Source organism: Morganella sp. B601, from assembly GCF_051172335.1.
GTDB classification, from domain to species: domain Bacteria; phylum Pseudomonadota; class Gammaproteobacteria; order Enterobacterales; family Enterobacteriaceae; genus Morganella; species Morganella morganii.
In genome coordinates this window covers 387,556-412,362 of record NZ_JBPIZE010000001.1, presented here as the reverse complement: position 1 = coordinate 412,362, position 24,807 = coordinate 387,556, and the positions used below count along the sequence as shown (strand labels likewise).

General features: G+C 49.2%; 20 protein-coding genes. 5 read left to right on the top strand and 15 right to left on the bottom strand.

Features of this window, described 5'->3' with window-relative positions:
* Positions 1-116 precede the first annotated feature (116 nt).
* The 15 genes from ACSBQN_RS01855 to ACSBQN_RS01785 form a co-directional block, all read right to left on the bottom strand.
* Complete coding sequence (locus tag ACSBQN_RS01855) at positions 117-1,379, bottom strand: NupC/NupG family nucleoside CNT transporter (protein ID WP_004237700.1); 1,263 nt, start codon at positions 1,377-1,379, stop codon at positions 117-119.
* Positions 1,380-1,508: 129 nt separating this feature from the next.
* Positions 1,509-2,441, bottom strand: coding sequence for a pseudouridine-5'-phosphate glycosidase (locus tag ACSBQN_RS01850; protein WP_354633175.1), 933 nt, complete (start codon positions 2,439-2,441; stop codon positions 1,509-1,511).
* Complete coding sequence (locus ACSBQN_RS01845; RefSeq protein ID WP_004237698.1) at positions 2,438-3,529, bottom strand: PfkB family carbohydrate kinase; 1,092 nt, start codon at positions 3,527-3,529, stop codon at positions 2,438-2,440. Before ACSBQN_RS01845 ends, ACSBQN_RS01850 begins: the two co-directional genes overlap by 4 nt.
* Positions 3,530-4,098: 569 nt before the next feature.
* A complete protein-coding gene (gene zinT, locus ACSBQN_RS01840) occupies positions 4,099-4,743 on the bottom strand; it encodes a metal-binding protein ZinT (protein WP_024474783.1) in 645 nt (214 codons plus the stop codon).
* Between the two features lie 2 nt (positions 4,744-4,745).
* Positions 4,746-4,871: a type B 50S ribosomal protein L36 gene (gene ykgO / locus ACSBQN_RS01835; protein WP_004237696.1), complete on the bottom strand. Its 126-nt coding sequence runs from the start codon at positions 4,869-4,871 to the stop codon at positions 4,746-4,748.
* A 17-nt stretch (positions 4,872-4,888) separates the two neighbouring features.
* Positions 4,889-5,137 (bottom strand): type B 50S ribosomal protein L31, encoded by a 249-nt coding sequence (locus tag ACSBQN_RS01830; RefSeq protein WP_024474782.1) that lies wholly within the window; start codon positions 5,135-5,137, stop codon positions 4,889-4,891.
* Positions 5,138-5,338: 201 nt separating this feature from the next.
* A complete protein-coding gene (gene gss / locus ACSBQN_RS01825; RefSeq protein WP_004240985.1) occupies positions 5,339-7,231 on the bottom strand; it encodes a bifunctional glutathionylspermidine amidase/synthase in 1,893 nt (630 codons plus the stop codon).
* Positions 7,232-7,371: 140 nt separating this feature from the next.
* Entirely contained in the window at positions 7,372-8,733 is a 1,362-nt protein-coding gene (locus ACSBQN_RS01820; protein WP_004237693.1) for a nucleobase:cation symporter-2 family protein, read from the bottom strand.
* Between the two features lie 944 nt (positions 8,734-9,677).
* Positions 9,678-10,694 carry an alcohol dehydrogenase AdhP gene (adhP, locus tag ACSBQN_RS01815; protein WP_072869700.1) on the bottom strand — a complete coding sequence of 339 codons (1,017 nt, stop codon included), beginning with the start codon at positions 10,692-10,694 and terminating at the stop codon, positions 9,678-9,680.
* A gap of 173 nt (positions 10,695-10,867) precedes the next feature.
* On the bottom strand, positions 10,868-11,761 hold the full coding sequence (locus tag ACSBQN_RS01810; protein WP_036406364.1) for a pirin family protein: 894 nt from the start codon (positions 11,759-11,761) through the stop codon (positions 10,868-10,870).
* Positions 11,762-12,077: 316 nt separating this feature from the next.
* Positions 12,078-14,192 carry a peptidase domain-containing ABC transporter gene (locus tag ACSBQN_RS01805; RefSeq protein WP_214167124.1) on the bottom strand — a complete coding sequence of 705 codons (2,115 nt, stop codon included), beginning with the start codon at positions 14,190-14,192 and terminating at the stop codon, positions 12,078-12,080.
* 34 nt (positions 14,193-14,226) lie between these two features.
* Positions 14,227-15,513 (bottom strand): HlyD family secretion protein, encoded by a 1,287-nt coding sequence (locus ACSBQN_RS01800; RefSeq protein WP_214167125.1) that lies wholly within the window; start codon positions 15,511-15,513, stop codon positions 14,227-14,229.
* Between the two features lie 609 nt (positions 15,514-16,122).
* On the bottom strand, positions 16,123-16,398 hold the full coding sequence (locus ACSBQN_RS01795; protein WP_024474777.1) for a hypothetical protein: 276 nt from the start codon (positions 16,396-16,398) through the stop codon (positions 16,123-16,125).
* 133 nt (positions 16,399-16,531) lie between these two features.
* Positions 16,532-16,717, bottom strand: coding sequence for a hypothetical protein (locus ACSBQN_RS01790; RefSeq protein ID WP_024474776.1), 186 nt, complete (start codon positions 16,715-16,717; stop codon positions 16,532-16,534).
* A 176-nt stretch (positions 16,718-16,893) separates the two neighbouring features.
* Positions 16,894-17,865 (bottom strand): SPFH domain-containing protein, encoded by a 972-nt coding sequence (locus tag ACSBQN_RS01785; protein ID WP_004237684.1) that lies wholly within the window; start codon positions 17,863-17,865, stop codon positions 16,894-16,896.
* 949 nt (positions 17,866-18,814) lie between these two features.
* Here ACSBQN_RS01785 and ACSBQN_RS01780 point away from each other — a divergent pair.
* From ACSBQN_RS01780 to ACSBQN_RS01760, 5 genes are all read left to right on the top strand, one after another.
* The gene (locus ACSBQN_RS01780; protein WP_434991534.1) at positions 18,815-19,210 is read left to right on the top strand and encodes a fimbrial protein; all 396 of its coding nucleotides are present in this window, start codon (positions 18,815-18,817) and stop codon (positions 19,208-19,210) included.
* A gap of 82 nt (positions 19,211-19,292) precedes the next feature.
* A complete protein-coding gene (locus ACSBQN_RS01775; RefSeq protein WP_024474773.1) occupies positions 19,293-20,000 on the top strand; it encodes a fimbrial biogenesis chaperone in 708 nt (235 codons plus the stop codon).
* A 25-nt stretch (positions 20,001-20,025) separates the two neighbouring features.
* The gene (locus ACSBQN_RS01770) at positions 20,026-22,554 is read left to right on the top strand and encodes a fimbria/pilus outer membrane usher protein (RefSeq protein ID WP_214167126.1); all 2,529 of its coding nucleotides are present in this window, start codon (positions 20,026-20,028) and stop codon (positions 22,552-22,554) included.
* Between the two features lie 15 nt (positions 22,555-22,569).
* Positions 22,570-23,904 carry a fimbrial protein gene (locus ACSBQN_RS01765; RefSeq protein ID WP_152695408.1) on the top strand — a complete coding sequence of 445 codons (1,335 nt, stop codon included), beginning with the start codon at positions 22,570-22,572 and terminating at the stop codon, positions 23,902-23,904.
* Positions 23,905-23,913: 9 nt separating this feature from the next.
* Complete coding sequence (locus ACSBQN_RS01760) at positions 23,914-24,663, top strand: fimbrial biogenesis chaperone (protein ID WP_152695406.1); 750 nt, start codon at positions 23,914-23,916, stop codon at positions 24,661-24,663.
* The last annotated feature ends 144 nt before the right edge of the window (positions 24,664-24,807 follow it).

The following is a 24,807-nucleotide window of genomic DNA, read 5'->3' as shown; positions in this document are numbered from 1 at the left end:
TTTTTTGACCTGACGCGGTCTTAAGCGGAATAAAAAAAATTGAATCGTATCAGCTGGTAACAGACGCTTCCTGTATAAGGAAGCGTCTGTAAATACCGGACATTCATCTGAACCGGTCAGACACCCGGTGCCACGGCCAGGCCGATAAACAATCCGGCAATGGTGGCACTCATCAGGTTGGATAAGGTCGCTGCCAGCAGTGCACGGATCCCGACACGGGCGATATCCGATGCCCGCTCCGGCGCAACCGCACTGAACGCCCCGACCACTACCGCAATCGAGCCGAAGTTGGCAAAACCGCATAAGGCAAAGGAGATCACAGCAATCGTTTTGGCATCCAGTGTGCCGTCGTGTAAATGCGGAGAGAAATCCACATAGGCCACGAACTCGTTGATCGCCAGTTTTTCACCGATCAGGCTGCCTGCCAGCGCAATGTGCTCACTGCTCACGCCCATCAGATATGCCAGTGGTGAGAAAATATAGCCGAACAGGCTTTGCAGACTGACGCCCTCAAAACCCATAACGCCGCCGAGGCCGCCAATCAGGCCGTTAATCAGGGCAATCAGTGCCACAAACGCCAGCACTACCGTTGCCACACCAACGGCAATCTTCAGCCCCAGCATCGCACCGCCTGCCGCCGCCTCAATAATGCTGGCCGGGCGTTTTTCACTGAAGGAGATTTCGGTGAATTCCACGGTCGATTCCTGTGTCGCCGGGCTTAACATCCGCGCAAACAGGATCCCGCCCGGAATCGCCATCAGAGACGCCGCCAGCAGATATTCAATCGGCACGCCCAGTCCGGCGTAACCCACCAGCATTGACCCGGCAATGGAGGCCATACCGCTGCATATTACGGTGAATAATTCATTGTTATTCATCCGGCTGACAAAGGGTTTCAGTACCGCCGGTAACTCATTCTGACCGAGGAAAATGGTAGTTACTGCCGCAAAAGATTCGATCTTGCTGATTTTCATGGTTTTCTGGAAGACATACGCCAGAACGTTGATCACCCAGCGCATAATGCCGAGGTAATACAAAATCGCGATCAGAGACGTGATAAAGATAATGGCCGGTAAGACGCGGAATGCGAAGATAAACCCGGCTCCGTCAAATAACACATCCATTTTCGGGCCGACCAGGCTGCCGAAAATAAAGGAACTGCCCGCGTCACTGTAGGCAATAACGTTGTTCACACCCGACGCGATGGTCTGAATAAACCATTTCCCCGCCGGGATATACAGCATGATGGCACCAAGCGCCACCTGTAACAGCAGTGCCGCGCCGACAGTGCGCAGACTGATTTTCCGCTTATTCACCGAAAAGAGAAATGCTATCAGTAATAAAACGCCGATCCCCGCCAAACTCCGTAATAAATCCATAATCCGGCCCCGTAGTTATTATACTCATCAGTTGTATGCTGCAATGCCCGGTAAAGGCTGATTGTGAGATCAGCACCTTACCGGGTCAGGTATTTCATTCGTTGTTATGACCGGTAACCGGTCAGCCGCTTACAGTTGCTGATAAGCGGAGGCGATACGGGCAGCCAGTTTCGCGTTGTTGAACACCAGTTCAATGTTGGAGTTAATACTGTTACCGCCGGTCAGCTCTGCCACACGGGCCAGCAGGAACGGCGTGCTTGCTTTGCCGTTAATGCCCTGCTCATCCGCTTCGCGCACAGCCTGTGCGATCGCGCTGTTGATGGTTTCTTCCGGCATCGCAAACTCATGCGGGATCGGGTTGGCAATTACCATGCCGCCGTTCAGACCGGTCGCCCACTTGGCATGCAGTGCTTTTGCCACGGTTTCCGGGGTTTCCATGCGGATGGTGACCGGGAATTCGCTTTCACGGCAGAAGAATGCCGGTAATTTATCCGTCTGATAGCCGACAACCGGCACACCGTAGGTTTCCAGATATTCTGTGGTCAGCCCCAGATCCAGGATAGATTTGGCACCCGCACAGACAACCGCCACATTGGTTTGTGCCAGTTCCTGTAAATCTGCTGAGATATCAAAGGTGTGTTCCGCACCACGGTGCACACCGCCGATCCCGCCGGTGGCAAAAACAGCAATCCCGGCCATTTCCGCGATAATCATGGTGGAGGCAACAGTCGTCGCACCGTGAATCCCCTGTGCAATCACAAACGGCAGGTCGCGGCGGCTCACTTTCATCACCTTGTGGCCTTCTTTGCCGAGCATCTCAATCTCATCATGAGACAGACCCGCTTTCATGCGGCCGTTAATCACGGCAATCGTTGCCGGGATCGCACCGTTATCACGGATACGCTGTTCAACTTCCAGTGCCATTTTCACGTTGTCCGGATACGGCATGCCGTGAGAAATAATGGTGGATTCCAGTGCCACAACCGGCTTTTTCTCCGCGAGCGCCTGTGCAACCTCAGGGGAAATATCCAGATATTCTGCGTTCAGTTGTTGAGTTTTCATGCTTGTGATTCCATTAGTTTGTGAACACTGTCTTTTGACAGACCGGGATTATTTGTCAGCTCGCTGGCGAGCGTCAGGGCGGAACAGCCCTGGGAAAAACGGATACTCTGTGACAGCGGCTCGCCTTCGAGCCAGCAGCGGGCAAGACCTGCCATCATGGCGTCACCGGCACCGGTCACATTGACAATGTGGACACTGAACGGCTTCGACCAACCGTTTTCGCCGCCCGCCTCGCTGTAATAAACGCCTTCGCCGCCCATACTCAGGGCAATGCGCTGTACACCCTGCTCATGCAGGGCATTGGCGGCACGCACCACATCCTGTTTATTCTCCACTTTGATACCGGTGAGAATTTCCGCCTCAAAGCGGTTCGGTTTCAGGGTGTGTATATGGCTGAGCCACGGCTTGATTTTGTTTGCTTTGAACGCGGAAACGGTATCGACAAAGACCGGTACATTGCCCGCATTGGTAAACAGCCACTCCAGCGCGCCTTCTGACAGATTGCAGTCCGCCACCAGCACACCGGCGTGCCGGATCAGGTCGCGGGAGGTCGCCAGCAGCGCCGGGGTCAGTTTTTCCAGGATGCGCATGTCATTGATGGCGGTGATCATTTCACCCTGCGGATCCAGCAGTGACAGATAGGTAGAGGTGGTTTCCCCGTGCAGGCGGTGCAGATTGCTGACATTCACACCGGCCAGTTTTGCCTGCTCATACAGGGTGTTACCGTAGAAATCATCACCGATAACGGAGATAAAATGAGACTCACAGCCCAGCAGGGCAATATTCTGGGCGATATTGCGCCCGACCCCGCCGGGTGAACATTTAATGTGACCGGGATTAGAATCTTCATACACCAGATTCAGGTCAGAATAACCACAAACATCCATATTGGCTGAACCGACAGTCACCACATAGCGGTGCTCGGAGAGGATGTATCCCTTACCCTTGATGTAGCCTTTATTCATCAGATTCATTATATGTCCGGCCACCGCAGAGCGGCTGATACCTAATACGCCGGCCAGTTCCTGCTGCGGAATGAGCGGGTCACGCCGGAGGATCTGAAGGATTTGTTTTTCTCGACTGGTCATAAGCGGACACTTGTTGGTTATTAAACATGTGCTTGTTTTATTTTTTGTCCGCCACAAAGTAAAGCGCTGAAATAAAGATTTCGCCGGAATTTAAGGGATGATCGTAAAATGAGGAGAGTGCGTTTTCAGCAGAAAAACCGGAGGGAGATCATGTTTTTTATATCTTCAAAAATAAAATAAAAAACACAAAATAATAACCATCAAAAAAAGAGGATTTAATTAAAAATAATTTTCATATCTATCAATCTGTTATGTTCGGGTTGTTATATAAGCAAACATCTGTTTGTTTTCATGATCTTAGAATAATAACGCTGAAATGCGCCCTTTATCGTTACATAAATACTGTGACTTATATCAAATAAATAAGCCTGAGATAAAAACAAAAAAGACCTGATGTTTATTGCGGCAAATCTGTTTAATCCGGCTTGCTGAATCGCTTATTCTTATTTTATTTTTAACTGACACGATTAATCAAGTTTTATATTCATCTGTTAATGAAATAACAAAACAGCCCGGAAACAGAGATTGTTTCCGGTCTGCCGGTTTTATATTGCTGCGCAGCTTTACTGTCAGTGATGCAGCATTTCGTGAACGATATCTTTTCCGCTCATCGTATAAGGATAATAGGTCGGCCAGTTGTCCAGCTGAGTCAGGAGTGCCTCCTGAGACTCATTACCCATATACAGATGGAAATGACCCGCTTTTTCCGGTGCAATGATATGGTCGCTGAACTGGATATATTTCGGTGCATGACTGTTTTTATCTTTGCACTCAAACAGATAACGTGCCCCTTTCTTGCCGGAGGTGTAATTCAGGATCCGGTAACCGGCATACTGATACTCACACTGATCCACCTTATCCCCGCGATGGAATTCGATGATATTATTTTCAATACCAATCATATCCACATCGGTTTTATATCCCTTTGTATAATAAGCACGATACTCTTCTGCCGTTTTATCGCCGTTCTTCGCAGCCTTCGCCTGCATCACCGGGTCCAGCTCGCCGCTGGCCAGGTAAGGCTCAACAGACTGCCAGACGCCATCCCAGTCGCTCAACTGCCGGTCTTTGACATCCTTGTCAGCAAAAATTCCTTCTGCTGCCTTGCGCTGTGCTTCTGTCTGCGGTTTGTCGTGATGGTGTCCGTGTGCCACCGCCGCACCGCTGAATAATCCCGCCAGTAACAGTAACGGGAGAACTGATTTAGCTGTCATAATCACCCCTGTACGGCTTTAAAACGCGGGTTGGACTTACAAATCACATAGATACGGCCGCGACGACGGACAATTTTACAGTCCGGATGACGCTGTTTCGCACTTTTCAGTGAACTTAATACCTGCATCGGTTTTTCCTCTTCTTTTAATGTACAAAACGCCCGAAGCGCTTGGTAAAACGGGCCACATTCCCTTCCTGAGAGTGTGTTTTCTGTTTGCCGGTATAGAACGGGTGAGAGTGGGATGAAACATCCAGAGTGACATAAGGATAAGTCTGCCCTTCAAACTCAATGGTTCTTTCCGTTCTGATAGTGGATCCGACTTTGAAATACACGTCTGCTGCGGTGTCGTGGAAGATGACTGTCCGGTAATCCGGATGAATATCGGGTTTCATGGTCGCCTCATTTTGTTATGTTATAATATAACAATAATGATTTTTATCGTGGTTGACCACTGTTTTTTAACCATGATTTTTATACGGGAAAGGAGTGCGATCGCGGAAAAAAAGGAAACATAAATCAGATCAAAAGGATATAAAAACGGGCAGCCACCGGTGAATACGGGAGCTGCCCGGGAAAGGTATCACTGTAAGAAATCAATTCTCCGCCAGAAAGTCCTTATCCTCCAGAACCCGCAGCGGCTCAATATCACTCTCTTTTTTGATAACCAGAGACGGATCCGAACGCAGACAGACACCGCCGTAGTGGCCGCCGACAGTAAAGGCGCACATCTGGATATAGCGGCCTGCCACTTTCGGTAAACACCAGAGCTGCTGATAGACGTTTTCCTGCTCACCGAAACGGCCGCAGGTTTCATCCAGCACTTCGTCGCGGTGATCCACCAGCCCGATATTGCTGCCGCAGCGTCCGGCGATCGGTTTAACCGCATAACCGGTCCGGCGCAGTTCGTCGCTGAGTTCAAATTCTGTATCCAGCAGATAAGGATGATGCGGGAACAGCGACCACAGGATCGGCAGAATCGCTTTGTTGCCCGGGATCACCGTCCACAGTGGCTCAAATACACGGATTTCCGGGCGCAGCAGCACATCAATCAGCCGCACATCATCTCCATGACGCGGATGGCCGGTACGGATAGGCAGTGCGGAGTATGTCCGGTCGCTTTCACTTTCCTGACGCAGTTGTTCCAGCGCCGTTTCCCACGCCCAGGTTTTCCAGACACATTTAAGCACGCGCCCTTCACCGTCGATGACCTGTCCGCTTTCGTTCCAGCTCAGTTCATCCAGCCCGTGAATGACCCGGTATCCGTACCCTGCCGCCGTGATGGCCCGCGCCATATTGAGGGCGTGATAGTCTTCCTCGCTGTCTTTATCCTGCATAATATGGATAAACGGCTTGGCCGAGGTGTGTTTCCAGATATCCGCCAGCATTTCTGACAGGCGTTCCCCCGGATCCCAGCCTTCGGTCAGCCCGCCCTGTTTCGCCCATTTATTAATAATCACCCCGGTTTCTGCATGACAGGAGGCAGAATCCGCATTGTATTCATACACTTTCAGACCGCGCTCATCCATGCAGAAATCCAGTCTGCCGGTCACCATATCGTGACGCCGGTTCTGCCAGGAGAGCCGCAGTCTCGGCCAGAGGATTTCCGGGATATTGAATAATTTAAGCAGATTGTCATCTTTCAGCACTTTCTCCGTGGCGTGCAGGTACATCAGATGGACTTCGTTGGTTGCCTGCATCAGTGCATTTTCGGCAGTCTCTGAAATGGTGAAATATTCATGCGGATCCGCATTCAGATTGTGGCCGTGATTAGCTTTGACATAGGCTTTTTCCATCGGATCCGACTCATCCAGCCATTTACCGGTGAAATCGGCTTTCTCATCCAGACGGGCAGCATGCAGTGTCATCAGCGCAGGATCCACCGCCGGTTCTGTCCAGGCATACTCATCATCAATTGTCTGGATCATCCAGCCGAGGATCTGTGTATCCGGAAACGTATCTGACAGAGTGTAATAACCGTCTTTGACATGCATCGGCAGCTCGCGGGTCCATTGCTGACCGCGCGGCAGTTTATGGTGGATGACGTTCTGCTCCACAATCCGGACTTTATCCGCACACACCTGAGTTATCACCGCCACATGGCCGGTGCGTTTAAACTCGCCCCCTTCCTGCCAGATAAGCAATGACCCGGCTACCGGTGCCTGCTGGCAGCCGTTTTTAAACGCACGCAGCGGCAGAATGCTGTCATCCACCACATGACGCAGAAAACGCAGGGAAAAAATCTCATACGCCATACCGACATCGGTAAACACCACACCGTAATTGAGATACAGGAAGCGGCGGGCAAATTCCACACACTGCCATTTGTATCCCATATATTCATTCCCGATATAACTGCGGAAGGAAATATCATCCTCTTTCTCTGCGTCCGTGATGGTATCGTAGTCAGAGGAATAGATAGCCACACCGCCGGGCGCATAGCCCAGTAATGTGCCGAAAGGTTCATGCTCCGTGATGATTCCACTCATAGTACGGCCTTACTGATATGATTTAGATTGCCAATAATTGTGCTTACTGATAATCCAGTATACGCCCGTCCATAAAAAAACACCGATGCTTTTCTGCATCGGTGTCAATCACCACTCCGGGCTATGCTTAGTGAGTCAGATCACGTTGCCGGGCTTTCCTTTTTCGGATGATAACCGTTAAAAAACAGGTTCAGGATCACTGCGCTGACCGTCGCCAGCAGGATCCCGCTGTGCAGCAGCGGCTGTAAGAACATCGGCAGTTTAGCAAAGAAATTACCGGAGAGTGTCGGCGTCAGCCCGACCCCCAGGCTTATCGCCACAATATAGAGATTGTAATTATTGCCGCTGTAATCAACACGGGACAGAATGCGGATCCCTGTCGCCAGTACCATGCCGAACATCACCAGCCCTGCCCCGCCGAGCACAAACTGCGGAATAGAGGCAATCACCACCGCCATTTTCGGCAGCAGACCAAAGATGATCAGGATAAATCCGGAGACCACACACACCCAGCGGCTGTGGACTTTTGTCACGCCCACCAGCCCGACGTTCTGGGAAAATGAGGTATGCGGGAAACTATTGAACAGACCGCCGATAACTGTCCCGATCCCGTCCACCCGCAGTCCGCGCACAATGTCATCTTTTCCGACCGGACGGCCGACGATTTCCCCGAGCGCCAGGAACATCCCCATCGATTCAATAAAGACAATCAGCAGCACCACGCTGAGGGTAATAATGGAGATCGGCTCAAACGTTGGTGTTCCCAGCGCCATCGGGGTAACCAGTTTAAACCAGGGCGCATCCGCATAGCCGTCGAAACTGACCTCATTGCACATCAGCGACAACACAAAACCAAAGATAATCCCCAGTAATACCGAGATATTACAGAGAAAACCCTTACAGAATTTGGTGATAAACAGGATAGACAGCAGAACCGCAAATGAGATACCGAGGTAGAGCGGGTGACCATATTCCGGGTTACCTTTGCCGCCGGCTGCCCAGTCAATCCCCACCTGCATGATACTCAGTCCGATAGAGGTGATCACAATACCGGTGACCATATTGGGGAAAAGCGGCATCAGTTTTCCCATCAGCGGGACTATCAGCGTTGTCAGTACCCCCGCTGCAATGGTGGCGCCGAAAATCCCCATCAGGCCGATATCCGGGTTGGCACCGATAGCCAGCATCGGCGTCACCGCCGCGAACGTCACAGACATAATCACCGGCAGACGGATACCGGCAAATTTCCCGATACCGATACACTGCAACAGTGTCACGATACCACAGCAAAACAGATCCGAACTGATAAGCAGTGTCACCACTTCCTTGCTCAGCCCCAGCCGGTCACCGATAACCAGCGGTACCGCTACTGCACCGGCATACATCACCAGCACGTGCTGTAATCCCAGCATCATCAGTTTTCCCGCAGGTAATATTTCTTCAACTTCGTCAATAACGGGCTTAACCGGTTCCTGTGCTTGATCCACACTATGATTGCTCATGAAACAGACTCCCTTACAACCGGGACTCCCCGGCTTCGATTCGAAGATCTCGGAAAATGACCCCTGGCGTCAGGGTGTCTCACTATGATGACGAACCCGGCCCGGGTATCTGTTCATCATTTAAACGATTGAGCAAAATTCAGACCAGCGTGATTTTTTATCAGCATAAATGCTGTGTTTCGTGACCGGATTCCGGTTTTTTGACGCATTTTGCCGTTAAAAACGAGATACCCGCCGCATTTTTATTACACCTGTAAAATGTAATTTTTCAGGACTCACGGCGTGACAATCGATTGCCTTCTCAATTTAATAATTCCGGTTATCACATTGATAGCGTGTATCACCGTATATTTCACCGGAACCGGCAGCCCGGGAACCCGGCCCCCTGCCTCTCATTGCGGACACGCGCCAGAAACTCACCGACAGCCGGTTCATCATAGTCTCCCGGTCACTGATACTGTTCATACCCGTTGTTATTAAACTGAAACCGGGATTTCAGGAGAACTGATTCCCGCAGCGGAGAGTAATATCGTTATCCGAGAACACCAGAAAATAATATTTGATACCATACTCAGGTGTCTGATTATCCATTTATCCGCAACCTTTATGTACAGAACCACGCATTTATCATCACAGAGAAAACTGAAAGCACCGAGATAAAATGCGTCTTTCTTTTCTGATACCGGGACAACAAAGCCCCATGGGATTTGCTTTGTAATCACTCTATTGTTTTGTGCAACAACGCTTTGCCTGATTTATCCTGACAAAGCACATGAAAGGTGTGTTTACCGATATCGATACCAATGAGTGTAATATTTTGCATGATGGCCTCTCCTGAAAGAAAAACACCCTGTCAGCATACCGCTCACAGGGCGGGGGTGACCATCTCATTAACCGCCCGCAAGCGGGCGGCTAAAGGATATTGCAGCAAATAACCGGACAGATTATTTTTTATTTTTAAAATCAATGACCATACGGCCGGTAAATTTGCCCTGCTCCATCTCTTCAAAGATGGCATTAATGTCTTCAAGCGGGCGCATTGCCACTTTCGGTACTACTTTGCCTTCGGCACCAAAGCGGAATGCTTCTTTCAGATCTTCACGGGTTCCCACCAGCGAACCGACAACCTCGATACCGTCCAGTACCAGACGCGGAATACTCAGATCCATGGTTTCCACCGGCAGACCGACCGCCACAACACGCCCTGCGGCACGGACACTGCCGACCGCCGAGTTAAATGCGGATTTGGCTACTGCGGTAACGACCGCTGCATGCGCGCCGCCAAGGTCTTTCTGAATGATTTCATCGACATTATCGGTTTTCGGATTCAGGGTCAGATCGGCGCCCATCTCTTTTGCCAGTGCCAGTTGTTTATCATTGACATCAATAGCGATCACTTTGGCATTAAAGACGTTTTTGGCATATTGCAGCGCCAGGTTACCTAATCCGCCGAGACCGTAAATCGCCAGCCACTGACCCGGTTTGATGCCGGAAACTTTAATTGCTTTATAAGTTGTGACACCGGCACAGGTAATACTGCTCGCAGCGGCTGAATCCAGGCCATCCGGCACTTTTACCGCATAATCCGCAGTCACAATGCACTCTTCCGCCATACCGCCGTCCACGGTATAACCGGCATTTTTAACTTCACGGCAGAAAGTTTCTTTGCCGCTGTTACAGTATTCACAATGGCCGCAGCCACGGAAAAACCATGCAACACTGGCACGATCGCCGACTTTCAGTGAGGTGACCCCTTCCGCGATTTCCGTCACCACACCAATACCTTCATGCCCGAGGATCACACCGGAGACATCACCAAAATCAGCATTTTTTACATGCAGGTCAGTGTGACACACGCCGCAGCATTCCATTTTCAGCAGGGCTTCTCCATATTTCAGTGGGCGTAATGTTTTCTCTTTGATTTCTACGGTCTTATTTTTTGCGACAACAGCTGCTTTCATAGTTCACCTCAGTTATGGAACAACAGAAAAGTTATGTTCAGTTCAGCAACATAACGACCATTAACTGGTTTATTCTAGCGTGAAATACGGGATAATACTGCACTCTGAATGCCAATCATTTCAACTATCATTAATAAGAATTATTGCATTCAGAGTGTATCAGCCATTGCCGGTTACAGGCGGGATGCGGGATACAGTGGAGCAGGCAGCGGCTCGCGGGGGTCATTTTCAACAGTACCGAACCGGACATCACCATTGTTCCAGTCACTGACAGCCTGCTGCAGTGTCTGTACGTCGTAGCCGACAAAATTCCACCACATCATTATCCGTTCCTGCACCGGAGTGCCGCCCAGCAGCAGTAACCGCGAGCCTTTCATCAGTGTCAGTGTGACAGAAGACAACCCTTCACCGACATACACCAGCTCATTGGCGGTATAAACTTCACCGCGGTATGTCAGCTGGCCCTCCAGCACAAAGAAGCCGTATTCAAAGTCCGGCCGGGTATCGAGTGTGGTTTGTGTTGCCTGCTGTGCCAGCAAATCCATGCCGATCAGCGGGGAAAAATGCAGAACCGGCGAACGGTGATCACCATATTCGCCGGTCAGTAATGTGAAACTCACCTGGTCATGATGCCAGACAGGTAAATCAGGATAGTGGTCAAAGCGCGGCGTGATAGTGCTGTCCGCCGGAGGTAAGGCAATCCAGAGCTGGGCGGCATGCAGACGGGCATTTCTGCCGGCGGAATCTTCGGTATGTGTGATTCCGCGTCCGGCCGTCATCAGATTCACCTGTCCCGGGCGGATAATCTGCTCTGACCCGAGGCTGTCCCGGTGCAGTACCTCACCTTCCAGCATCCAGGTGAACGTCTGTAAGCCGATGTGCGGATGCGGCCCGACTTTCATGCCGTCATCCCCTTTGAAAACCGCCGGACCGGCATGATCCAGAAAACACCAGGCACCTATCTGACGGCGCTCTTTTACCGGTAATGCACGGGATACCGGCACGCCGCCGACATCTTTAATCCGCGCGCTGATACGCTGGGGTAAGACCTCTTGTCTGTCTGTCATGGTGTCACCTGCCTTGTCAGTGAGAGAGTACCGTCAGCAAGCGGACGGCTGCCTTAAGGTATCAGTATACTGTTAAGCATTCACATGACAAATAAAGAGAAAGCCCCGCATATCACACTATGATATGCGGGGCTGACTGACAGGATCAGCGCTCACACAGGGCTTCGTTGGCCCGGTTCAGCGGTTTGACCAGATAAATACAACAGATTCCGGATATTCTGCATAAAATTCAGAAAATGCCACAAGAGTTATAGTACTAACGGTAATATAAAATACATATCCGGAGATTATTATTTCCGGTTATATTTTCGTAGCTTTATTTATTGTTTTTCCCGGCAAGAGAAATAATGCGGTCCGCTGACTCAATCGTCGACTCGCGGTGCGCAATAATAATCCGCGTGATCGGTAGTTGGCAGATCGCCTGATTGACGTAAGATTCACTCTCTTTATCCAGTGCGCTGGTGGCCTCGTCCATAAACAGGATGCGGGGTTTTCGGTACAGGGCGCGGGCGATAAATATCCGCTGTTTCTGCCCGCCGGACAGTCCTTCGCCCAGCTCTCCTATCAGCGTTTCATAGCCCATCGGCATCGATATAATCACATCATGAATATAACTGGCCTGCGCACAGGCAATCATCAGCTGCTCGTCGGGATTTTCGGTGAAACCGCAGATATTTTCGCGGATCGAGCCGGAAAACAGTTTGTCGTCCTGCATCACACAGGCGATCATTTTGTGGTAGTTATTGACGCCGAGCTGGCGGATCTCAATGTTATCAATGAATACCTTGCCGTCTGACGGTTCAAACAGGCCGCACAGCACTTTCATCAGCGTGGTTTTTCCCGAGCCGGACGGCCCTGTTATCGCCACACTTTCACCGGGGGCAACCGACAGATTAATATCGCGGAAGATCGGTGCGGACTGGCTGTCGTAACTGTACACCAGGTTGCGGGTTTCCAGCCCGGCAGCCTGCATCTGCGGCTCGTACGGCACATCCGGCTTTTTATTTTCCTGTTCGTTGAGGGCGATATCGGAAATACGCTCGTTGTGCAGGCTCATGATGCGCAGTTGCAGCAGGAACTCAATAATGGAGGCAGCGCGGCCGGAAAACTGCTCGCGGTAGGCGCTGAACGCAATAAACATCCCGAGGGTCATGGCGTTGTCGATCACCAGACCTGCGCCGATCCACAGGATGGCTATCTGGTCACAGGCCATAATAAAAGTATTCACCCCACCGAACATCAGGTTCATCTTGGTCAGGCGGATGCCGGTATTGATGGAATCGACTTTCAGATTCAGCCAGTGATTCCCCCGGCGATCGCTCATGCCCTGGGTTTTCACCGTGGTGATGCCGTAGAGGGATTCCATAAAGTACGACCCGGCGCGCGCCTCTTTGATCAGCGACTCCTCCGACAGCTGGCGGTAATAACGGTAGGTCGCCAGCCGCAGCCCGATATATACGGCGGTAAACCCGAGCACAATCCAGGTGAGATGGCCGCCGTAGAGGATCATCATGATAAACACGCCGATCAGCATGATACCGTCCATGATCGCCCCGACCACGCTGGTGGTAAAGGTGGTGCGCAGGATATCCAGCGATCCGAAACGGGACTGAATATCCCCGAGTTTGCGCCGCTCAAAATAGCTGAGCGGCAGGCGCAACAGATGAGTGAATAATCCGGACTGCCACTGGACGTTGATCAGCGTTTCCATAATCACGCTGGCCCAGGCGCGGCACATACTGACCACCGCTTTCAGCAGAATAAAGAACAGTAATCCGACACAAATCAGGGACAATAACCCCTGATCTCCGGCAGGAATAGCGTGATCCATCACCAGCTGTGTACCGACCGGCATAATCAGGCCGATGGCCTCAATCACCACGGAGAACGCGAAGATTTTCAGCAGCGCTTTTTTCAGCCCGTGAATATTGCCGATAAGCTTGCGCAAGCTGAGTTTTTTCACCACCTCCTGCTTTGTGAAGGTGCTGCCGGGCCAGGCTTCCAGCGCCACGCCGGTAAAATTGCACGACATCTCCTCAATACCGACCACCCGCCGGCCATAGGCCGGGTCATGCAGGATAAATTTGTTACCGCTGATTTTCACCAGCACCAGAAAGTGATTGAAATCCCAGTGTAAAATGCACGGCAGCCGCAGGTTCTGCAGGTCGTCCATATCCAGCGACAGGGCACGGGTAGTCATCCCCAGTTCGGCGGCCATGCCGGTCAGCCCGGCCAGGGTCGCGCCCCGTGCGGAGAGATTGAACTGCTGGTGCAGGGAAATCAGGTCAATACTTTTGCCGTAGTGGGCGGAAATCATCGCCAGGCTGGCGAGGCCGCACTCAGAGGATTCGGTCTGGTGGATCACCGGAATGCGCTGACGCAGACTGAGATCGAGTTTTTCCAGCAAATTTTTCAGGGATAAACGGCGCATGCAGCCTCCCGGTCAGATAACAGCGTCCGTTCTGTCATGGTGTGTCTGCTCCTGTTGGCCCGGAGGCGCTCTGTTTCATGTCATAGAACGGCGATACCATCCACTGATAGATTTTGCGTTTCTCCAGAAACAGCGTGGTATTGGCTTTCATGCCGTTTTGCAGGCTGAGTTCGCGGCCGTCATAGGCGATCATCTGTTTCCCGGGGCGCACAATCACTTTGTAATAGGGGATGGACTGCGGCATCTGACTGACTTTCGGCGCTCCCGCGTAGGTCATCATTTCCTGCGCGGAGGCGGGGGTTTTGGAGAGCACCTGAATGGTGGCGGCAAACTGGCCGAATTTCTCTGCAGGGAAAGCTTCATAACGGATATTCACCACATCCCCGACATTCAGATAGGGCAGCGCGTCATTGGGCACCCAGAGCACCAGCCAGTACTGACGGATATTTTCCGGCAGGATCTGCAGCAGGGTATCGCCGGGATTGACCATCTGGCCGACGGTCACGCCGAGAGAATCCACACGGCCGTCTGTCAGGGCGCGGACAATAATTTCGCCGCCCGCATCATTATTCACCTGCTCTTTCATCAGCTCGGACTGCTGTAATTCCAGTTGATAAATCCGGTTATCAAATTCCGCGGCCTGAGTGAGAATCTGGCTTTCCAGAGATGTAACCTGCAAAATATTCTGTTCATTCTGTCCGCTTAATCCCAGCAGGCTGTTTTGCTGGGAATAATAAAGCGCAGCCTGATTCAGCCACTGATCTTTATTTATCAGCCCGCTTTCCCGGTAGTGATGATAATTATCCATATTCTGTTTCATAATACGGATCCCTTCCTGCGCCCGCTCAACAATCCCGGCTGATCGCAACTGTGCCTGTGCATAAAGAGATTTTTGTTTTTCGAGCGAGGCCAGAGTGGTGTGTTTGTTATCTCTGAGACGGGCGGTCATATCACGGATATGCTGTAACTGATTTTCAATTTCACGACGCTGATTTTCACTGACCACACCACCGGCTGTAGCCCTGCTGGTATCAATACGGTAAACCGGATCCCCTTTGCGGATAATCTGCCCTTCATTCACATATTGCCCGGTAATAAAGCCCTGTACACCGGCTGATACAATGACCGCCCGGGGATTGGTGGTGATTTCTCCGGTCACACTGACCCGCCTCGTATAGCTGCCGGACAAGATAAAGGTCAGAAAAACCATTAAAAACAGAAAACTGCATGCAATTATCAGCCACAGCGGAATACCGGGTAATAATAAGGCCTTACCCCGCCATTTCATTTTTCGGTTATCGAGTGCGGCTTTGCGGAACACAATAGACCCTGCCTGCAGTTATCCGGTGAATAAAAGGCCGTCAGTATCAGGGAAAAGATAAAAAAACGGGAATTCATAAAATAATGAATTCCCTCAAAATATGATATTGACTGCGGAACAGTCAATAATGTGGGTTATAGTATTAATTAACCGGCATCAGAAACGGCTTCAGTTTCTGAATACTTAATGCATTCATATTTAGATTTCCCTTTCATTATTTATTACTTTGTCTGAATATAGTCATCACGGTACTTATTTTAGATGAATTGACTACTGATAATGAATAGAGGGAAGGATGTAATAAAAATTAATCGTTGTTACAGCGTAAAATCACATGGTTAATGTACTGACAGAAAAATAATTATTATTTATCAGCTCAACAGGAAAAACTGCAATTTCACATCACTTTTCAAGTATATATTTGCTTAAGAAATTATACTATATTGTCGTAAAATATTCAGGTTTTATTATGAATCAAAATAACATTCCTGCTCTGTCGTCAGCCGGGCAAAACACCGGCGATTCCGATGATAACTATTTATATATCAAGGATCCTCTGTGGTATATTCCGCAGAGGATCATTATTTATACTAATACTTTATCATCGTATTATTTACAAATACCACCGAGATCCACAATGCCGCCTAATTTACCTTCAATAAAACCGCCGACAGCTGAACCCACTTTTCCGCCGACTTCCCTGCCCAGCCCCGGATATGCATCTTTGAGGCTGACTTTACCGATCACCGGCAGATCTACCGTCAGATAAGGCCCGAGCTGTTCAAAACCCCAGTCACCGAGTTTTTTTCCGAGATCGGTGATAGAGTCCTGAACACATCCGGCACCGGAAACCAGTTCAATTTCAGCACAATTTAATTCTTTCATTATCAATCCTTTTAATAATCAGTTATTTTATCTGAATAATAAAATGAGTTTAGAAATAATAAATAAAATTATTATTCTAGAATCATCTATTATTCATTCGATATCCTACTGATTATTTTAATGAAGAGATAAATCAATATTTATTACTCCGGCATCTGAAATCCGCCACCAGTGCAGCCATGCATTCCGCCTGTAATGCATAAGAGAGCTGCATGCTGTCATGACAGATTTCACTTTCCGCACTGGTTACCGGTGTTTCAGATGAGAATGATGCCAGCAGAGTGCTGATATCATCATGCTGCGGGTGCTGCTCTGACATCAGCAGTGCTTTGCCGGAGACTGAAATCGTATCGCTGTTACCGCTCCTTTCTGGCCATCGCCCGGCAGGTTTTTATCTGATATAAAGATAAATCAATACCTTATTTAAGCATCAAAAATCCCATATAAATAAAAAACCCGCCATATGACGGGTTTTCGGTAGCGGGCAGTTATTTTTTACTGCTGTGAACGCATATCCATGATCATTTTTCCGTCATAGTCTGCACCAACAACAATGTTAGGCACTTCACCTTTATATTTCTCTGCTTTAATTTGTTCTATTTCAAGCTGCTTCCAGTTAATCATTTCGCGGGTGATTGTCTGCTGTAACACGGCGTTCGCTTCTGATTCCTTCTGAGCGGCATATAAACGGGCATCGGCTTCCTGACGCATTGCATAAGAGCTGGCCTGAGCATTACGCTCACGGGCAAGTGCCTGCTGTTCTGCAGACTCACGCTCTGCCTGTGCGATAACCACTTTTTTCTGAGCCAGTTCACGCTCTTTCTCTGCTTCCGCTTTTGCCTGGTTTATCTGCTCCTGACGCATCTTGGTATTCACGACCTGCTCCTGAACCACTTCCGGCAGCGTAATATCCTGGATCATAATCTCTTTGATCGTATAGCCGTAAGGTGAAGCATAACCCTGAATGGCATCACGGATAGATTCCTGTAATTTCCGCTGGGTATCTGCGGTATACAGATCCTGTGCGTTGGCAACGTCTTTCCCGAATTCCAGAATCGTGGAAATCAGTTTCTGGCGGACATATTTATCCAGCGCTTCACTTTCCGTACCGCCGTTAATACGGAGAATGGGAGCTTTAGCGCCATCAAACTGGAGCATCACCGTAATATCCACGATGGATTTCAGTTTGTCCTGTGACGGTACGCGTAGCTCTTTCAGTGACACCCGGATATCTTTTGTTGAATAGGTATCAAATGTCATAAACGGGTTAATCGGGAAATGCAGCCCGGCATCATAAGCGACCGGGTTAACCTTACCTAAAAAGGTTCCGACTTTTACCGAACCATCCTGCACAATAGTATACGAATTAAAAGTAACCACTCCCGCGACGAGGAGAATAACGGCAACAATAATCAATTTTATAACTGACTTCAGTTTGACCGGATTTACTGCCTGCATCATTTGCATGTCTCATCCCTATAAGATAATTCTTAGTTAATGTCGTTTTTATAAATACTGCTTTATGTATCAGTCATATCTTTTTACATCGCTATTATTCATAAAATACAGAAATGAGCAAATGCAGTCCCGGCAGAAAAAATACCGTCGGTACGAAACAGCCGGTACAATCAGACAATTGTAAAAAACACTTTCTCACAAAAACCATAACACACTGAAATATAAATTAAATTATGAAATATCACCTAACACAATCATCATACTCTGTAACACTATTTTGTATAGACATGTAATAAATACACGGATTTAGTGACCATTTGTTTTCAAATATGAACGCAATAATTATTAAGTATATAATACTGTATAATGAAAGCATTACATGCTGTTGTAGCATAAAATATTACAAATATCTGCAAATCAAACTTAACTCTTTTTTAAGTATAACTTAACGCTTTGATTTATATTGATTTTTATGTATACATAAAAATAACACATTCCTGAAATCCACTGACTACTCGGATTTTGTACTCTTGTTAGTTGTATGCTTACTTATTATAATGCAACTGTATTTTCAACGGGTAATACTGCATCAGAAATAATATTATTTCTGTTTATGAAAAAACACGGAATTATTTTCAGATAATATTCCGGAGAATCCTATTACCTTTAAAAAACTTTTATCTGACTATTATTTATTTTAATAAATAATGCATTCTGTCTTTCAGAGATGGGTACTTTTTATATTAAAACAGCACCCTATTTTCAGAAAAATGATCAGATAAATAAACAGGAATCAATTATAAAGAAAACACTTACTGCATTTATTGCTGCCTCATGTGCTATTACTACTTTTACAGCACACAGTGCGGCAGATAATACCGTTCGTTTTATTGGTGAAGTTGCAAATCAGACATGCTCACTCGATATTAACGGCACAGATAAAAGTCCGGTTGTATTATTGCCGACAGTACCTGTGAAAGATTTTAAAAGTACTGTCGGTACCACTACCGGCGATACTGAATTCACTATCAATATCAGCGGATGTACCGCTACGACTGAAGCAGGTATGGAAAAAACACTGAGTATTGCGTTTGTCGGTAACTCAGTCACCACCTCTAAAAACCTCGGAAATACCGGTGATGCGGATGGTGTCTCTATTCAGTTAGTGGATAACAACGCCGTTAATCTTGAATTCACCCCGGGGGATTTAATTAAATCATCACAGAAAATCAATATTGCTGATGATGGTTCTGTTGCCCCTGTTAATTTCGTTGCCCGTTATTATGCAGAGAAAAGTGCAGTAACTGCCGGTAGTGTTATCGCCAGCGCGCAATATGCCATTACGTATAAATAATAAATATACCCTGGTATAAATAAGTAAAATAATAAACGGTACGTTATCTGCCGCCGGATACGTGCCGCCATAAGGTTATACAATGAAAAAATATTTATTATTTATTATATTAAGCTTTCTCACTGCTTTTCATGCCACCGCCAGTGTCACTATGCTGGGAAACCGGATTATTTATAATGAAAATAGCCGGGATAAAACTCTGATATTTTCAAATGATAATGAAACACCGGCACTGGTTCAGATCTGGACAGATGTCAATAATCCGAAATCTTCTCCGGACAATGCTGATGGCCCGTTTGTTGCGGTGCCCGCTATTTTTAATATTACCGATAACAGCAAGCAGAATGTCAGACTGACCTATACCGGCGGGAAATTACCCGGTGATCGCGAGAGTATCTTTTATTTTAATTATCTGAGTATTCCTTCAGTCAAAAAAGAAGATGCGGATAAAAATAAACTGATGATTGTTGTCACTAACCGCATGAAATTATTTTACCGTCCGGCAAAAATCGGGAATGACACCGCTGATGTAATTAACAAACTCGAAATCAGCCGTCAGGGCAATATGCTTGATGTCCGCAACCCGTCGCCTTTTTATGCCAGCGTTTCCTCCGCTGCGTTATCTGCCGGAAATAAGCAGGGACAAATTGAAAACACCACCATGATAGCACCGTATTCCTCAGCAAAATGGTCTTTGCCTGTCGGCTATCAGAGCGGAAATGTCACTCTGCTCCTGGGGGTTATTAATGATTACGGTGTTGAAAAAACACGCTCAATTACCCTGAACTGATAATGACAGACACGATAATAATTATATGAAACACGTTATCCCTTTTCTTACCCGTAACAGAATCACGCTGGTACTTCTGAGCTGCTGCCTCTGCGATCTGAATACCGTGCGGGCAGAGGATAATAATGATTATTATTTCGACCCTTCACTGATACGCGGGAATACCCTGACAAACAGTGCATTGCAGACATTTAATACCCGTAATGCCATTCCGCCGGGGGTATATAAAGTTGACCTTCTGGTCAATGATCAGTTTATTGCTCAGACAAGCGTTCCGTTTAAAGAAGATAAAAACGGGAAAATTTCAGCCTGCCTGACACCGGAACAAATCCGCCTGACCGGACTGAAAGAGGAACCGGAACTCTCCGGGAATACTGAATGTTATTTTCCGGATGAGATCGGGGAAAATATCACCAGCCGGTTTAATAACGCAGAACTGAAACTGAATCTGACCATACCTCAGGCCATGCTTTCCGGTCACCGGCAGAAGCGGATCCCGCAGGAAAGTCTGGAAAGCGGCGAAACCATGTTATTCGCCAACTACAATGCTAATCAATATCATGTCAGTTACAGCGACAGCCGCACCCGTGATATGAATTCCACCTACCTGAGCCTGAATGGCGGATTTAATCTGGGATTGTGGAGTTTCCGTCAGGAAAGTCAGTATAACTGGTCAGACAGTACCGGCGGAAAATGGAATACCAGCCGCCGTTATATTCAGCGCGCACTTTATGAGATCGGCAGTAAATTATTAATCGGTGAAGGCTTCACTTCCGGTAATTTTTTATCCGGTATGGGATTTAAAGGGATCCGCCTGAGCACTGATGAACGGATGCTGCCGGACAATGAACGCGGATATGCCCCGCGTATTCAGGGGATCGCCAACAGTAACGCCAAAGTCACCGTCTGGCAGGGAAATCAGCAGATTTATTCTGTCACAGTTGCCCCCGGCCCGTTCGAAATAAACGATTTGTATTCCACAAACTACGCCGGTGACCTTCGGGTGGAAGTGACAGAGGCGGACGGCAGTGTAAACAGCTTTATTGTGCCCTTTTCCGCAGTACCGGAGTCCGTCCGGCCCGGCAGCACAAAATACTCTGTGACAGCGGGGAAAACCCGGTTTACCGGCAACAATGACAATTTCAGTGAAGTGGTGATTCAGCACGGCCTGACAAACCAGATCACTCTGAATGCCGCCGGTCAGGTGGCGAAAGGGTATCAGGCCATGCTGCTGGGCGGTGTGCATACCAACCGTTTCGGGGCATTCAGCTTCAACGCCACGCTGTCCAATGCAAAATTACCCGGCACAACGGAAACCGGCTGGCGTTTTCATGCCTCCTACAGCAAGACATTTCAGCCGACGGATACCTCGGTAACCCTGTCCAGTTATCATTACTCCACGAATGGTTTCCGGACACTGAATGACAAACTGAGCGCGGACTATTTCGCCGGTAACCAGATATCAGACACAGACTACCGTATTCTGCGCCAGCGTTCCCGTTTTGATATCACACTGAGCCAGAATCTTAATCAGTACGGAAACCTGGGATTGTCCGCATCACGGGAGAATTACCATAATTCCGGCGAAAAGAATGACCAGCTGCAACTCTCCTGGAGCAAAATTTTTGATAACCGGGTGGCGGTTAACCTTTCTGTCGCGCGGATGACCAATGCCGCAGCCGCTGACGGTTTACAGCCGGACAGCAGTGTACGCAGCGGGAAAAACCAGAATTTCGTCTCACTCGGGATCAGCATGCCACTGGGGGATCAGCGCTATTCGCCGAATCTTTCATTCTCTGCCAGCCACAGCCCGGGACGGAATGATTATCAGACTAACCTGTCCGGCCTGACCGGAACAGAATCTCAGCCGGTCAGCTACGGGCTGAGCTATATTTCAGATGACCGGCTGAGCCAGGGAACGATTTCCGGATCTTTACAAACACAGCTGCCGGTGACCAATCTGCGCGTCAGTGCTGCCAAAGCACCCGACTACCGGCAGGCCTCCGCCGGTGCTCAGGGTTCTCTGGTATTACACCGCGGCGGACTTACCGCCGGGCCTTACCTCAGTGATACCTTTGCCATTGTCGAGGCAAAAGGGGCACAGGGAGCAAAAGTGGTCAGTGGCGGAACGGTCAGCAGCAGCGGCTATGCGCTGGTGCCGTCGCTGATCCCGTATCAGTACAATGCGGTGATGCTGAGCAGCGAAGGCATTGATACACAGGCTGAAATCAGCCGTCCGGAGCAAAAAGTCGCGCCTTACAGCGGCGCAATGCTGCGGATAAAATATGAAACCAATGCAGGCCAGCCGGTGCTGATCACCCTGCTGTATGCCGGAGGAAAAACCATCCCGATGGGCAGTCAGGTGCTTGATGATAATGATCAGGTAACCGGGATGACCGGCCAGGCCAATCAACTCTATTTCCGGGCAGACAAACCGGAGGGACAACTGCGGATAGTCTGGGGTGACGGCCCCGGCAATTCCTGTACCACCACTTACCGGCTGCCGGATGACAAACCGGTTCCTCTGGTTTCAATGGCACTGCCGTGTCAGTAACTGCGGAAAATTTTTATGACAAGAATAATCAAAACGTTACTTATTTCCTTCATCACATTAACGGCATTTTACAGTATCAGCGCGGATGCAAAATGTGTGCGGATCACCAAAAAACAGACCGGTGCGGATGTCTCCGGTCTGGGCACCGGGCTCGGGAATATCAACATGACCAGCGCGTATCTCCAGCCGGTCGGGACGGTTCTCGCCTCCTCCGTCACCAGCTGGACGCAGTCCCCGCTGTTTCCCGACCCGGATGAAGTGCTGTACGAATGTGACGCAGCAGATAAAGGCAGTATCTTTGAATTATTCGCCACCAACGGTGATGACCGCCACGGCGGATTCTTTGATATCGGCAAAACTGACGGCTACGAAAACTATTACGCCACCTGGTTTCCGTATACTGCCATCCGCTTTACCCATATGAATTCCGGTCAGGTGTTTACCCGTTACTGGCAGAGAACGCCGATCACCACCTATGCAACCACCGCAAACGGAAAAATTCAGATCCGCGTACGGGATATCAGTGCCATGAAAGTGGATTTAATCAAAGTCAGCACACTTCCGCCCCGCTCCGGTGCAGCCAGTGCATACTGCGGCAGCGGCATGGCGCCTGTGACCGGTACCTCCACTTACCGCTGCACCCAGCCGAACGCCTATGTCATTTTCGAGGGACCGACCGGCTATGTCTATCCGAAAGAAGGTACTGATTCCGCCTATCATTATGAGGGATTCAATTATGTCTGGTGGATGTCAATAGGGATGAACGGCTCACCGGTTTCCTCGTATTCCCATGATGCCACCTGTGCTGCCCGAAATGTCACGCCGCTGGTGCAGCTGCCGCGCATTTCTGCCGGGCAACTTAATGCCGGGCAGACCGTCAGCAGCGCCTTTGATATCACCGTGGAGTGCGATAATGCAGTGGTGTCAGGCGTTGGTACAGCCCAGACTTCCGTCGGATTACAGACATCACAGGAAGCTTACCGCAAAGCACAGCAACTCGGGCTGATAAACAGTGCCGGTGGCGTGGAATATTTACTGTCAGATGGTTATGGTACAGTATCGTCAGTGGCCACCGGTGTTGGGATCCGGCTCAGTAATGCCGTCACCGGACAGCAAATGCCGTTTGTCGGCTGGAGCGGGTGCAACGGTTCCACGCCGTGTTCAGCGAATACCGCTAATCAGGCCGGGTGGTTTCCTGTGTTGTCAGGCGCATCGTCCGCCGGTTCATCCGCCACAGGCTACACCAGCTATCTGATCCGGCTGACAGCAACACTTATCCGCCTGCCGGGGCAGCAGGCACAGCCCGGTAATGTTGATGCCAAAGCCTATGTGCTGATTAAAGTCCAGTAACGGAGCAACATGAAACGATACTCAGCTCTCTCCTGTCGTCCCCTGATTCTGGCGGCTATGCTGCTGTTCACAACCTCTGCGGCGGTAGCCGGTATGCTGGCATCATCAACCCGTGTGATTTTTCAGGAGGGTCAGGCGCGGAAAACCCTGCTGCTCGCCAATACCAATGATTATCCGGTACTGGTCCAGGTCTGGGTGGATGACGGTGAGAACAGCGGCGTACCGGGAGAGGATAAATACCCGTTTGTGGCACTTCCGGCGATTTTTACCGCTGATCCGCAGTCACGCAGCAATCTTGAGATAATCTATAACGGTACACCGCTGCCGTCTGATCGTGAGTCCGTCTTCTGGCTGAATTTATATGAAAATCCGGCCGTCAAAACAACGGACGGTGATAAAAATAAAGTGCTGATGGCAATGAATACCCAAATGAAGATTTTTTACCGTCCCGCCGGATTAACCGCCCCTCTGAGCAAACGGCTTGAAACACTGACATTCTCTTACCGGGAGAAGGACGGCCGGATCACCGTAACTGCCCGCAATCCGTCACCTTATTATCTGTCATTATCCTCGTTGTCACTGACCGACAGTAACCGGCGCTACACGGCGGCTGCCATGCCGGACATGATGATTGCACCATACGGGGAAAAAACCTATGTCATTGATGCCGCTTCCGGCATAACAGCAGGGAATTATAAGGCTGAGGCGGTATTCATTGATGACAGCGGGCAATCCCTGACATTATCCCGGGAGCTATAGCTATGGTGTATTTATGGCAGCTATAATACATCTTTCGCTGATAAATGATTATGAGTAGTATGTAAGAGCACTTAATAGTGCTGACTTTGTAAGCCGAACATCCGGCGGAAGGATTCTGCCGGATGTTCTTTTACGGATACTGCG